This window comes from Cellulomonas sp. GTC20042 (assembly GCF_055389595.1).
In genome coordinates, this window is the sequence record NZ_AP043678.1 from 3,216,025 (window position 1) to 3,228,677 (window position 12,653).

Below are 12,653 nucleotides of genomic sequence, written 5' to 3' on the forward strand. Positions count from 1 at the left end.
GTGCTGCCCACGCCGACGACCTGGTGGCCGAGGCCTTCGCTCGGATCCTCGAGGCGCTCCGGGCGGGGCGCGGGCCCGACGGACCGTTCCGGCCGTACCTGTACACGACCCTCCAGCGGCTCGCGGCGACCTGGGGCACCCGTACCGCCCCCCACCGTGCCGATCGACGACGCCGACCACCCCGTCGAGCAGACCGACCACACCGCACGCCTCACCGAGGGCTCGCTGGTCGGCCGCGCCTACGCCTCGCTGCCGACCGCCTGGGCCGAGGTGCTCTGGTACACCGAGCTCGAGGAGCTCAGCCCCGCCGAGGTCGCGCCGATCCTCGGCCTGGCGCCCAACTCCGCCGCTGCCCTCGCCTACCGCGCGCGCGAGGGGCTGCGCCGGGCCTGGTTGCAGGCGCACGTGGCCCACCTGCCGGAGAAGCCCGCCTGCCGCTGGGTGGCCGAGCGGGTCGGCGACTACCACCGGGGCGCCCTGCCGGCCCGGGCGCTGCGCCGGTTCGAGGCGCACGTGGACGAGTGCGAGGACTGCCCGGTGCTGGTGGCCGAGGTCGGCGACGAGGCGGACATCCTGCTGCGCGCCCGGCTCGCCGGGGTGCTGTGGCCTGCGGTGCTCGGCGCGGGGCGCTGCTGCCGAGGGTGCTCGGGACACCCGGCGCCGCTGGGGCTGCGGGGACGTCCGGGGCTGCCGGGGCGGCGGGGCGCGGGCGGGTCGTCCGGCGGGTGCGTCGGGGCAGCGGGGCGGCGGCGGTCGCTGCGGTGATCGTCGCGGTGGTGGCGCTGGCCGCCGTCGCCGGGGTCACCGCCTGGGTGCGCTCCACGGATGCGGCCACGCCGACCGCGGTGAGCAGCGCGGAGGCGCAGGCCGAGAGCGCAGATCAGGCCGATCGGGCCGATCGCGGGGACGACGGCAGAGCGGGCGAAGGCACCGACGACAGGGCGGACGATCCCGCGGCGGCCGTCGAGGCGGGCACCCTCGCGGCACCGCCCGCGCCCGCGGCAGAGGACGCCCGCGGGCAGGCGCGCGCCGACCGCTCTGCCTCTGCCCGCAATGCCGCCGCCACCGACACCGCCGACGTGGTCGAGGTCGTGCCCGCGGTGCCGTCGCCGCCGGTGCTGCCGGTCGACCCCGGTCCGGTCGACCCCGTGGACCCGGTCGATCCCGTCGATCCCGTGGACCCGGTCGACCCGGTCGCCGCGCCCACGATCGTCTCGGTGGTGGACGACCCGCACTACCTGCCCCTGCTGGTCGGCCGCGCCGAGCCCGGCGCCGACGTCACCGTCCGCACCCCCGAGGGCACCGTCGCCGGCACCGTGCGCGCCGGGGCCGACGGGAACTGGCAGATCGCCGCCGACCTGCCCGCGCTCGCCGGGCAGGCGTTCACGCTGGTGGTGGAGCAGCAGGTCAACGGGGTCACCTCCCCCGCCTCCGACCCGCTCGGCCCGTTCACGCTCACCGCGCCCGAGGTCGTCTCCCCCACCGAGGGCGGCACGGTCACGCTCACCGACCAGGACGGCGACGGCCTGGCCGACGACCTGGAGGTGCGCTTCACCGGCACCGCCGGGCTGTCCGTGCATGCCGCCGTGGACGGCGTCACCACCGGCCGCACGCACGTGCTGGAGGCCCAGCCGCTGGTCCGCGTCGTCTACGACCTGGCGCCCGGCACGCACACCTTCGGCGTCCGCTACGCCGACCCGGCCCGCGGGCTGCTCGGCATCTGGAGCACCGTCACCTTCGTGGTGCCCTAGCCGCCCGCCGCAGCCCGGGCGTGCCGGCGCAGCAGCGCGGTCTTGTCGCCCAGCAGCAGGTGCGTGTCGACCCGGGTGCACACCCGGGCCCCGTCGACCTCCTCCCAGTCGCCGTGCTCGGCGCCCAGCGCGGTCCCGATCAGCGGCACCGAGTCGCCGAGCGACCAGACGGCGTCCACCTCGAGCCACTCGGGCAGCGGCAGCGTGACGAACCGGTCCCACAGCCAGGCGCCGAGGGTGCCGCAGGCGCGCAGGGTCTCCTCGATCTGTGCCACCGTCCAGGCGCAGGAGCGGTAGGTCTCCAGCGGGTACTCCCAGCGCGCGAGCCCGGGCGTGGAGCGCACGGCCTCGGCGGCGGCGGCATCGGTGTCGCGGTTGTACTCGGGCTGCCCGGTGCGCGAGCCGCCGACCCAGGCCAGGGTCAACCGTCCGGCGATCGACGGGTCCGCGCGCAGCGCCTCGGCGACGTTGGTCAGCGGTCCCCCGCACACGACGACCAGCGGCAACGGGTCCACGCGGTGCGCCTCGCGCACGATCGCGGCGGCGGCGTCGGACAGCCCGTCCCGCGCGACGTCGAACGGCAGGTCACCACCGGCGTGGACGGTCGGCCGGTGCTCCCCGCCGACCAGCGCGACCAGCTCCGCGGCCAGGTCGGCCCCGTGGGCGGCGCGCCCCTCCGGGGGACCGAACGTCGGCGGGATCAGCGAGCTCGTCACCGCGTCCACCCGGTGCCCGGGCGACAGCAGGTGGTGCGCGAGCGCCACGAGCCCGTCCGGGTCTCCGGCCCAGTCGTTGTCGACGACGACGCGGCAGCGCCGCGCGATCCGCAGCGTCGGTGCCACGGTGATCTCCTGTCTGCTCAGCGGGTCGATCAAAAACATGTTCGCCGACACATTTTCGATCGACCCGGGCCCCCTACGCTGGCCCCGTGCACGCCGAACCGGGCCCGGGGGTCCTGATCGCCCTCCTCGTCCTCGTCGCGCTCGCGGTCACCGCCTCGCTGGTCACCGGCCTGCGGCAGCACCGGACGATCCTGGTCGCCGCCGCCCGCGCCGTGGTCCAGCTCGCCGCCGTCGCGCTGATCCTCACCGCGGTGCTGCGCTCGCTCTGGCTGTCCGCCGCGTTCACGCTGGTCATGTTCACGATCGCCGTGCTCACCACCGCCCGCCGCGTCGGCGCCCCGCGTGCCTGGCTGTGGGCCGGTGCCGCGATGGCCGCCGGCGTGCTGCCGGTGCTCGCGATCATCTTCGGCGCCCGCGCCGTGCCGCTGAACGGCGCCTCGCTGGTCCCCTTCGCCGGCATCGTGATCGGCGGCACCATGACCGCGCACTCCCTGGCCGGCCGGCGGGTGTTCGCCGCCCTGCGCGAGCACCACGACCTGCTGGAGGCCGGGCTCGCGCTCGGCATGCGCCCCCGGCAGGCCGTCGACGTCGTCGCCCGGCACCTGCTGCCCGAGGCGCTGGTCCCCGGGCTGGACCAGACCCGCACCGTCGGCCTGGTCACCCTGCCCGGCGCGTTCGTCGGGGTGATCCTCGGTGGCGGCAGCCCGGTGCAGGCCGGCGTCGCGCAGGTGCTCGTGCTGGTGGGGCTGGTCGCGGCGCAGACCGTCACCGTGGCGGTCGGCTACCACCTGATCCGCAGCGGGCGACTGGTGCCGGACGACCTGGCGCACGCGGTGCGGGACCGCGGGGCGCACGCGGCGGCACCGGGGTAGCGGCGGGCGGTGCCCCCGGCGGGGGTCGAACCCGCACTCGACCGGGTTTAAGCCGGTTGCCTCTGCCGGTTGGGCTACGGGGGCGCGGGGCCATCCTGCCACCGCATCGCCCCGGACCGTGGGCACCCGGGCACGACGACGCCCGCCGACCCGGCGGTGCGGGTGGGCGGGCGTCGTGGTGCGTGGCTCAGGCCGTGGTGGCCGGGCGCGCGGTCTCGCTCGGCACGGCGGCGTGCTCCTCCGGCGTCGCCTCGACGCGCGGCTTCGGCGGCTCCGAGGCGGCGCGGAACTCCGCACGGGGGTCGTGCAGCGAGCCGAGCGGCACGACCTCACGACGCCACAGCAGGTTGCCGGTCCAGCCCGCCATGATGCGGATCTTGCGGTTCAGGGTCGGCATCGCGAACACGTGGTACGTGCGGTGCAGCACCCAGGCGAAGAAGCCGCGGACCTTGATGGTGCCGAACATCTGCGCGACGCCCTTGTACATGCCGAGGGACGCGACCGCACCGACGTTCTTGTGCTTGTAGTCGGTCGGCTCCGCCGAGCGCAGCACCTTGGCGAGGTTGTCGGCGAGGTGCTTGGCCTGGCGCAGCGCGTGCTGGGCGTTCGGCGGGCAGAACGCGCCGGGGTTGTACAGGTCCGGCACCGCGGCGCAGTCGCCGGCGGCGTAGGCGTCCGGGACGACGTTCCCCTCGGCGTCGACGATCTGGAGCGTCGGCAGGGTGGTGACGCGGCCGATCTTGTCCAGCGGCAGGTCGGAGTCCTGGAGCACCGGGTTGGCCTTGACGCCCGCGGTCCACACGATCGTCTCCGAGCCGAACTCGGTGCCGTCGGACAGCACGACGTCGCCGTTCACGCAGGAGTTGAGGAAGGTCGACAGGTAGACCTCGATGCCGCGCTTGCGCAGCTGCTCCAGGGTGTAGCCGCCGAGCTCCTCGGAGACCTCGGGCAGGATGCGCCGCGATCCCTCGACCAGCACGAACCGCAGGTCGGAGGCCTCGATCGTCTTGTACTGCTTGACCGCGTCACGGGCCATGTCCTCGACCTCGCCGATCGCCTCGACGCCGGCGAAGCCGCCGCCGACGAAGGTGAAGGTGAGCATCCGCCTGCGCAGGTCCTGGTCCCAGGTGGACGACGCCAGGTCGATCCGGCCGAGCACGTGGTTGCGGACGGCGATGGCCTCCTCGACGTTCTTGAAGCCGATCGCCTCCTCCGCCAGCCCGGGGATCGGCAGCGTACGCGCGACCGCGCCGAGGCCCACGACGAGGTGGTCGTAGGTGATCCAGTACGCCTCGCCCTCCTCGGGCGTGATCTGCACCGTGCGGTCGGCGTGCTTGATCGCGGAGACCTTGCCCTGGAGCACGTCGACGCCCTTGAGGGCCTTGCGGTGCGGGGCGACCACGTGGCGCGCGTCGATCGAGCCCGCCGCCGCCTCCGGGAGGAACGGCTGGTAGGTCATGTACGGGCGCGGATCCACCACGACGATGGCGGCCTCGCGGTTGCCGAGCCGGCGGCGCAGCCGCTGCGCGGAGTACAGCCCCACGGTGCCACCGCCGAGGATGACGATGCGGGGCACCTTGCGCGGCTTGGCCACAGGGGTCGGAGTCGAGTCAGGCATAGGAAATACGGTACGGCCACGTGACGTTTTTCAGCGACCCCGGGCCACGTGATTCTGGGCACAAAGTCCTAGATCATGCGTCAGGACGCGGGTGTCGCGCCCGGCTCGGTGGCCGTCGTCGCGTCGGGCGAGGGACCTTCGTCCCCGCTCGTCGCGGGCTCGTCCGCGGTGTCGGCGGTCGCCTCCGGCTGCGCCACCTCGACCAGCGAGGGCGCCTTCGCGAACGGGCGCGGCGGCAGCTTGGCCTCGACACCGTCCTTGAGCGGGGGGCTCAGCAGATCGGACTCGGTGGAGTTCCAGTCGAAGTCCTCGGACGGCGCGCCGCGCAGCGGGTAGACGTTCCACCGCCGCCGGCCGTCCTCGTCCGTCGCCGGCACGAAGTTCCACAGGTCGGGCACCCCGGGCAGCTCCCAGCTCTGCCAGCCGTCGCCGCCCGTGGTCCGCACGGCGCGCCCGCGGTCGTCGTAGATCTGCACGTCCTGGAGCGGATTGCCCTCGGCGTCGTAGACGAACAGGTTGCTCACCTGCATCCCGTCGACGTAGACGCCGTCCTGGGGCTGGGGAGTCGCCTGCACCGTGCCGGAGTCGCCGTAGACGTACTCGGTGCGCCAGCGGATCGCGTCGTTGTGCGCGGTGATCACCACCGGCAGCGCGAGGACGACCGCGGCCACGCTCACCGCGCCGGGGACCCAGCCGATCGCCCGGGGACGCCAGCGCCCACGCCCCCACTGGACGCTGATCAGCGCGAGCACCACGAACAGCACCAGGCGCCCGCCGTCGGTCGGCACCCAGCCCGTGCCGCCCGTCGTGAACACCAGCACCACCTGGTAGGCCACCCAGGCGCGGGCCAGCCACCAGATCGGCCGGCAGGCGAGCAGGAAGTCGCGGACCGTCGGCCACCACGCCTGCGTGCCGAGCCACGCGAGCACCCGCACCCGGGCGCGCCCCGCGGTCGACCGCAGCACCGCCACCGGACCGCGCCGCCGGCGAGGCGCGGAGACCGGCTCGGGCAGGCCGGCGGCCACCCGCAGCTCACGGGCGTAGTCGGCGGGCTCGCCGAACCGGGCGACCAGGTCCGGCGCGTCGTCGCCCGCACCGGGCGCGTCGGCCAGCGCGTCGGCGAGGTCGGCCTCCAGGCCGTCGGTCAGGTCGTCGACCTGGTCCGCGTCCATGCCGACGAGGTGCGCGCGCACCTGCGCGGCGTAGGCCGCGACATCCGTGACGCCCGTCGATCCCGCGGGCGTCGGAGCCGTGCCGTTCACGCTGCCCCCTCCAGGTCCAGCAGGCGCGACATCGTCGCGGCGAACTCGCGCCAGTCCGTGCGCTGGCTGGCGAGCATCGCCCGGCCCTGCGCGTTGATCCCGTAGTACTTGCGGTGCGGACCCTCGTCGCTCGGCACCACGTAGGAGGTCAGCGCCCCCGACGAGTACAGCCGCCGCAGCGTGCCGTACACCGACGCGTCGCCGACCTCGGTGAGCCCCGCCGCGCGGAGCCGGCGCACGACGTCGTAGCCGTAGCCGTCCTCCTCCGCGACGACGGCGAGCACCGCGACGTCGAGCACGCCCTTCAAGAGCTGGGTCGTGTCCACCGGACCTCCTGCACCAGCCGGCCGCGCGGGCCGGGCACCGACGGTGGCGCGGCGGGCCCCTCCGGACCGCCGCGCCACCGCTGCGTGGTGCGGGATGCCGACCCTCCTCGGCTCCCGCAGGACACACGGTAGTACAGATTGCGCAGTACCTGGCACAACTCGGTACCGGACGTCACGCGTGTCGCGCGGGGTCAGGCGGGGTGGCGCTCCGCGGCGCTCCAGGCGATGCCGTCGAGGATGTCGTGCTCGGAGGTGACGACCTCGGTCAGCGATCCCCCGGACGCCGCCACCTCGGCCTGCACGCGACGCACCACGGCGCGCCACACCAGGGCGCCGGCACCGATCACGTCCACCCGCCCCGGGTGCATGAAGCCGAGGCCAGCCCGTGCGTCACGGTCCCGGACCAGCAGGTCGTCGCAGGCGGCCACCACGGTCTCGACCGGCAGCACCGCCCCGTCGATCGCACGCGGGTCGTACGCCGGCAGCCGCAGGGCGTGCGCGGTCACCGTGGTCACCGACCCGGCGAGCCCCACCAGCGTGGCGGTCCGGCCCAGCGGCACGACGCCGGCGGCGACGTCCAGCGCGGCGGCCACGTCGGCCTCGGCGGCGGCGATCTCGTCCGCCGTCGGCGGGTCGGTGCGCAGGTGCCGCTCGGTGATCCGCACGCAGCCCACGTCCATCGAGTAGGCCGCCTCCGGCGCCGTCGTGCCCAGCACCACCTCCGTGGAGCCGCCGCCGAGGTCGACCACCAGGAACGGCCCCGGACGCGAGGTCCCCAGCACGCCGGTGGCCCCGCGGAACGACAGCGTGGCCTCCTCGACGCCCCCAATCACCTCGGGCACCACGCCCAGCGCGGCACGCACGCCGTCGACGAACTCGTCCCGGTTCTCGGCGTCGCGCGAGGCGCTGGTCGCCACGAACCGGATCGTCTCGACCCCGAGGTCCTCGCAGACCTGCGCGTACCGGCGGGCGGCGTCCAGCGTGCGCGCCATCGCCTCCGGCGCGATCCGGCCCGTGCGGTCCACGCCCTGACCGAGCCGGACGACCTCCATGCGCCGGTCCAGGTCGCGCAGCGTCCCCGTCGCCGGGTCGGCGTCGGCCACCAGGAGCCGGATCGAGTTGGTCCCGCAGTCGATGGCAGCCACACGCGTCACGCCGGACATCCTCCCATCCCGCACCCACCGCGCGCGCCGCGCGGGGTCCAGCCGGAGGTCAGCAGGTGCAGCGGTCCGGGCGCCAGGTGTCGCGCAGCATCAGCAGCACCAGGTCGCCCACCGGGTTCACCCCGGGCCCCGCGGCCAGCGCGTGACCGACGACCACGTGCAGGCACTTCACCCGGGTCGGCATCCCGCCCGCCGAGATCCCGGCGATCTCCGGCACCTCGCCGAGCTCCGCGCGGTCCGCCAGGTACGCCTCGTGCGCGCGCCGGTAGCCCGCCGCCAGGTCGGCGTCCTCGCCCAGGCGAGCCGTCAGCTCCTTCATCAGCCCGGTGGCCTCGAGGGTGCTCACCGCCGAGGTCGCCGGCGGGCAGGTCAGGTAGTACGTGGTCGGGAACGGCGTGCCGTCGTCCAGGCGCGGGACCGTGCGCACCACCAGCGGTCGGCCGCAGGCGCAGCGGGCGGCGACACCGGCCACCCCGCGCGCGGGACGGCCCAGCTGCTCGCGCAGCACCGCGAGATCGGCCTCGGTGACCTCCGGGGCGTCGTGGCGGGCGCGCGGCACCTCGGCGGTGTCGACGGGGCTCGGCGGCAGGTCGGTCATGCGGTCCTCGATCGGTCGTGCGGGCTGTCGTGCGGGCGGCCCTGGTGCGGACGGGTCGGGCGCGCCGCCGGACCGGCTCCGTACGGGCACGGGCCGAGGGCGACAGCACCGGCCGAGCCCGCGCAGGGCCGCTCAGGGCGTCGGCGCGACGGACCCGTCCGACGTGGGCGTCGTGCCATTGTCCCCCGTGCCGGCCGGGTCCTGGTCCGCCGAGGTCCCGGTGCCCGCCGCACCCGCGATCTGCACCGAGTCCCAGATCTGCGCGTACCAGGGCCGCGAGGGGTCGGCGGTGACCGCGGGGCCGGCGGTCGGCTCGTCGGTGGTCGTCGTGTCCGGCACGACCTCGGGGTCGGACACCCGCAGCGCCCGCTCCCCCGGCATCACGAACGCCAGCCGCTCCCGGGCCTGCGCCTCGACGTAGGCCGGGTCGGCCCAGCGGTCCAGCTCGGCCTGGAGCTCGTCGTTCTGCGCCTCCGCCGCGTCCACCTGCGCCTGGAGCTGGTCGAGCTGCACCTTCTGGTCCAGGTACTGCCGCAGCGTCGGGAACACCAGCACGAACGCGATCGACAGCACGATCAGCATCACCATCGCGCGCACGGTGAACAGCCGCGGCACCCGCTGCTGCACCTGCTCCGCGCGCCCGTGGCCACCACGACCGCCACCGCCGGACCCGCGACCGCCCGCGTCGGGGCGGCTGGTCGGCCGGGAAGACGCCCCCCGGGGCGCCGCCGAGGGGGCCGAGCGCACCCGCGGGGCCACCGGACGCGGCACCGACGGCGTGCTCGTGCGCGGGGTGGCGGTGCGCGCGGGCTCCGGCGAGCGCGGGGCTGGGGGCTGCGCCGCGGATCGCGGGGCGGGAGACTGCGGGGTGCGCGGGGCCGGCGGCTGCGCGGCACGCGGCGCGGGGGTGCCCGACGGACGTGCGGCACCGGCGCCGGGGACGCGCGGGGTCGGCGCGGTGGGCCGGCGTGGGGAGCCCAAGGTCGGACGCGCGGTCTGCGGGGCGTCGGGGCGGGCCTGCCGCACCACCCGTCGCTGCTCCGCCCGATCCCCCGTACCGCGCTCGCCGCTGCGGTCGGTCGCACGCTCGTCCGCAGCCCGCTCGCCGGCCGGGCGCGGCACGCCCGAGGGCGCGGCGGGACGGCGTGCGGCGGGCATGGCTCCGATTGTGCCCCGCCCGCGAGCCCCTGCCCCGCAGGCACCGTGCCCGTGTCCCGTGATCTGCACAGCACCTCCGCGCGCCCACGCTTCACCGAGTTGTCATCTCTTGTCGCTTCAGCGCGCCCGGAAGCGACAAGGGATGACAACTCGGCGAGATCGACGCACGGGCGCGGGTGCGTGCACGAGCCCCGGACACGCCGGAGGCCGGCGACCCCGTCAGGGTCACCGGCCTCCGGTTCGAGCGTGCGAGGCTCAGGCCTTCCAGCGCGGGAAGGCCGACGCGCCGGCGTAACGGCCGGCGTCGTCCAGCTCCTCCTCGATGCGGAGCAGCTGGTTGTACTTGTTGATGCGCTCGCCGCGGGCCGGAGCACCGGTCTTGATCTGGCCGGCGTTGGTCGCGACGGACAGGTCGGCGATGGTGACGTCCTCGGTCTCGCCGGAGCGGTGCGAGGTCATCGTGGTGAAGCCGTTGCGCTGGGCCAGGGTGACGGCGTCCAGCGTCTCGGTCAGGGTGCCGATCTGGTTCAGCTTGACCAGCAGGGCGTTGGCGGCCTTGAGCTCGATGCCCTTGGCCAGACGCTCCGGGTTGGTCACGAACAGGTCGTCACCGACGATCTGCACCTTGTCGCCGACCTTGCCGACGAGCTCGGTCCAGGTGCCCCACTCGTCCTCGGACAGCGGGTCCTCGATGGAGACCAGCGGGTAGTCCGCGACGAGCTGCTCGTAGAAGGCGACCATGTCGGCGGGCGAGGTGGCCTTGCCCTCGAACTGGTAGGCGCCGTCCTTGAAGAACTCGGTGGCGGCCACGTCGAGCGCGAGCGCGACGTCCTTGCCCGGCACGAAGCCGGCCTTCTCGATCGCGACGAGGATCAGGTCCAGCGCGGCGCGGTTCGACTCGAGGTTCGGCGCGAAGCCGCCCTCGTCGCCGAGACCGGTCGACAGGCCCTTGCTCTTCAGCACGGACTTGAGGGAGTGGTAGACCTCGGCGCCGGTGCGCAGGGCCTCACGGAAGGTCGTGGCGCCGATCGGGGCGACCATGAACTCCTGGATGTCCACGTTGGAGTCCGCGTGCGAACCGCCGTTGAGGATGTTCATCATCGGGACGGGCAGCACGTGGGCGTTCGGGCCGCCCACGTAGCGGAACAGCGGCAGGTCGGCCGAGTCGGCCGCGGCCTTGGCGACGGCCAGGGACACGCCCAGGATCGCGTTGGCGCCGAGCTTGCCCTTGTTCGGGGTGCCGTCGAGGTCGATCAGGGCCTGGTCGACCAGGCGCTGCTCGGTGGCCTCGAAGCCGATGATCTCGGGGGCGATCTCGTCGATCACCGCGTTCACGGCGTCCTGCACACCCTTGCCCAGGTAGCGGGACTTGTCGCCGTCACGGCGCTCGACGGCCTCGAACGCACCGGTGGAGGCGCCCGAGGGCACACCCGCGCGGGCGATCGTGCCGTCTTCGAGGGCGACCTCGACCTCGACGGTGGGGTTGCCGCGCGAGTCGAGGATCTCGCGGGCGCCGACGGCCTCGATGCTGGCCATGGTGCTCCTTCGTACAGACAACGATGGGTTTGCGACCTCAGCCTAGTGCCGGTTCGCCAGAACGACGGTGGGACCTTGGTCGAGCGCCCGGTGAACCCTCGGTGGCGAGGCCGGGTGCGGGGGTGCTCAGACGCTCAGAGCGCCTGGACGATCTTCTCCACCTGGTCCTTGGCGTCGCCGAACAGCATCGCCGTGTTCTCGCGGAAGAACAGCGGGTTCTGCACGCCGGCGTAACCCGTCGCCATGGACCGCTTGAACACGATGACCTGCTTGGCGTGCCAGACCTCGAGCACCGGCATGCCGGCGATCGGCGAGCCCGGGTCCTCCAGGGCGGCGGGGTTCACGGTGTCGTTCGCACCGATCACCAGCACGACGTCGGTGGAGGCCAGGTCGTCGTTGATCTCGTCCATCTCGAGGACGATGTCGTAGGGCACCTTGGCCTCGGCGAGCAGCACGTTCATGTGCCCGGGCAGGCGGCCGGCGACCGGGTGCACGCCGAACTTCACGTCCACGCCGGAGGCGCGCAGGCGGGCGACGAGGTCGGCCACCGGGTACTGCGCCTTGGCGACGGCCATGCCGTAGCCGGGGGTGATCACGACGCTGCTCGCGTTCTTGAGCATCTCGGCGACCTCCGCGGCCTGCACCTCGCGGTGCTCGCCGTAGTCGGTGTCGCCGGAGGACGCCACGGTGCCGCCCTCGGCGCCGAAGCCGCCGAGGATCACGCTGACGAACGAGCGGTTCATCGCCTTGCACATGATGTACGAGAGGATCGCACCGGAGGAGCCGACCAGGGCGCCGGTGATGATCAGCAGGTTGTTGCTGAGCATGAAGCCGGCCGCGGCCGCCGCCCACCCGGAGTACGAGTTGAGCATCGACACGACGACGGGCATGTCGCCGCCGCCGATCGAGGCGACCAGGTGCCAGCCGAGGCCGAGCGCGACCACGGTCATCAGCAGCAGCGGCAGCAGCGACGGGCTGGCGAGGAACCAGACCATCAGGCCGGCGGAGGCGACCAGCGCGCCGAGGTTGATCAGGTTGCGGCCGGGCAGCATCAGCGGCGCAGACTTGATGCGCGCGGAGAGCTTGAGGTAGGCCACGATCGAGCCGGTGAAGGTGACCGCACCGATCAGCACGCCGAGGAACACCTCGACCAGGTGCACCGCGTCGGCGTGGGTCTCGGTCAGGTAGGAGTTGATGCCGACCAGCACCGCGGCGAGGCCGACGAAGCTGTGCAGGACGGCGATCATCTCGGGCATCTGGGTCATCTCGACCCGACGGGCCTGCCAGGTGCCGACGCCGGCGCCGATCACCAGCACCAGGGCGATCAGCAGACCGGTGACCAGCACCTGCCGCTCGCTCTGGTCGAGGCTGAGCATGATCGTGGCGGCGAGCGCGAGGCCCATGCCGACCATGCCGAGGGCGTTGCCGCGCCGGGCGGTGGACTGCTTGCTCAGGCCCGCGAGGCTGAGCACGAACAGGACGGCCGCGACCACGTACACGCCCTGGGCCAGGGAGGTGAGCGTCATC

The 12,653-nt window shown here is 74.3% G+C and carries 12 protein-coding genes and 1 tRNA gene; 3 read left to right on the forward strand and 10 right to left on the reverse strand.

Translation table 11 applies throughout. The features are described from left to right. Window positions 1–156 precede the first annotated feature (156 nt). Together ACZ5HG_RS14890 and ACZ5HG_RS14895 are read left to right on the forward strand one after the other, a co-directional pair. The gene (locus tag ACZ5HG_RS14890; RefSeq protein WP_464177660.1) at window positions 157–765 is read left to right on the forward strand and encodes a zf-HC2 domain-containing protein; all 609 of its coding nucleotides are present in this window, start codon (window positions 157–159) and stop codon (window positions 763–765) included. Then, complete coding sequence (locus ACZ5HG_RS14895) at window positions 762–1,751, forward strand: Ig-like domain-containing protein (protein WP_464177662.1); 990 nt, start codon at window positions 762–764, stop codon at window positions 1,749–1,751. The genes ACZ5HG_RS14890 and ACZ5HG_RS14895 overlap by 4 nt, the downstream gene beginning before the upstream one ends. Here ACZ5HG_RS14895 and ACZ5HG_RS14900 read toward each other — a convergent pair. After that, window positions 1,748–2,593, reverse strand: a complete 846-nt coding sequence (locus tag ACZ5HG_RS14900; protein ID WP_464177664.1) for a nucleoside hydrolase — start codon at window positions 2,591–2,593, stop codon at window positions 1,748–1,750. The genes ACZ5HG_RS14895 and ACZ5HG_RS14900 overlap by 4 nt on opposite strands. Before the next feature lie 86 nt (window positions 2,594–2,679). Between ACZ5HG_RS14900 and ACZ5HG_RS14905 the strand changes: the two genes are divergently transcribed. Then, entirely contained in the window at window positions 2,680–3,465 is a 786-nt protein-coding gene (locus ACZ5HG_RS14905) for an ABC transporter permease (RefSeq protein WP_464177666.1), read from the forward strand. A gap of 10 nt (window positions 3,466–3,475) precedes the next feature. Here the strand turns inward: ACZ5HG_RS14905 and ACZ5HG_RS14910 are convergent. The 9 genes from ACZ5HG_RS14910 to pntB all read right to left on the reverse strand — a co-directional run bounded on the left by ACZ5HG_RS14910 (window position 3,476) and on the right by pntB (window position 12,652). Continuing rightward, window positions 3,476–3,549 (reverse strand) — tRNA-Leu (locus tag ACZ5HG_RS14910). Window positions 3,550–3,652: 103 nt separating this feature from the next. Next, window positions 3,653–5,083: an NAD(P)/FAD-dependent oxidoreductase gene (locus ACZ5HG_RS14915; protein WP_464177668.1), complete on the reverse strand. Its 1,431-nt coding sequence runs from the start codon at window positions 5,081–5,083 to the stop codon at window positions 3,653–3,655. Between the two features lie 80 nt (window positions 5,084–5,163). Then, window positions 5,164–6,345 carry an HAAS signaling domain-containing protein gene (locus ACZ5HG_RS14920; protein ID WP_464177670.1) on the reverse strand — a complete coding sequence of 394 codons (1,182 nt, stop codon included), beginning with the start codon at window positions 6,343–6,345 and terminating at the stop codon, window positions 5,164–5,166. Further along, window positions 6,342–6,671 carry a PadR family transcriptional regulator gene (locus ACZ5HG_RS14925; protein WP_464177672.1) on the reverse strand — a complete coding sequence of 110 codons (330 nt, stop codon included), beginning with the start codon at window positions 6,669–6,671 and terminating at the stop codon, window positions 6,342–6,344. Before ACZ5HG_RS14925 ends, ACZ5HG_RS14920 begins: the two co-directional genes overlap by 4 nt. Before the next feature lie 191 nt (window positions 6,672–6,862). Further along, window positions 6,863–7,825, reverse strand: coding sequence for a Ppx/GppA phosphatase family protein (locus tag ACZ5HG_RS14930; RefSeq protein WP_464177674.1), 963 nt, complete (start codon window positions 7,823–7,825; stop codon window positions 6,863–6,865). A gap of 58 nt (window positions 7,826–7,883) precedes the next feature. Continuing rightward, window positions 7,884–8,432, reverse strand: coding sequence for a DUF501 domain-containing protein (locus tag ACZ5HG_RS14935; RefSeq protein ID WP_464177677.1), 549 nt, complete (start codon window positions 8,430–8,432; stop codon window positions 7,884–7,886). A gap of 132 nt (window positions 8,433–8,564) precedes the next feature. Further along, entirely contained in the window at window positions 8,565–9,590 is a 1,026-nt protein-coding gene (locus tag ACZ5HG_RS14940) for an FtsB family cell division protein (RefSeq protein WP_464177679.1), read from the reverse strand. A gap of 255 nt (window positions 9,591–9,845) precedes the next feature. Next, entirely contained in the window at window positions 9,846–11,126 is a 1,281-nt protein-coding gene (eno, locus tag ACZ5HG_RS14945) for a phosphopyruvate hydratase (RefSeq protein ID WP_464177681.1), read from the reverse strand. A gap of 134 nt (window positions 11,127–11,260) precedes the next feature. Next, window positions 11,261–12,652, reverse strand: coding sequence for a Re/Si-specific NAD(P)(+) transhydrogenase subunit beta (pntB, locus tag ACZ5HG_RS14950; protein ID WP_464177683.1), 1,392 nt, complete (start codon window positions 12,650–12,652; stop codon window positions 11,261–11,263). Window position 12,653 lies beyond the last annotated feature (1 nt).

Bases quoted from the DNA above. Each gene is read 5' to 3' on its own strand.
- ACZ5HG_RS14915 (WP_464177668.1), bottom strand. From the start codon at position 5,083: ATGCCTGACTCGACTCCGACCCCTGTGGCCAAGCCGCGCAAGGTGCCC.
- pntB (WP_464177683.1), bottom strand. From the start codon at position 12,652: ATGACGCTCACCTCCCTGGCCCAGGGCGTGTACGTGGTCGCGGCCGTC.
- eno (WP_464177681.1), bottom strand. From the start codon at position 11,126: ATGGCCAGCATCGAGGCCGTCGGCGCCCGCGAGATCCTCGACTCGCGC.
- ACZ5HG_RS14935 (WP_464177677.1), bottom strand. From the start codon at position 8,432: ATGACCGACCTGCCGCCGAGCCCCGTCGACACCGCCGAGGTGCCGCGC.
- ACZ5HG_RS14940 (WP_464177679.1), bottom strand. From the start codon at position 9,590: ATGCCCGCCGCACGCCGTCCCGCCGCGCCCTCGGGCGTGCCGCGCCCG.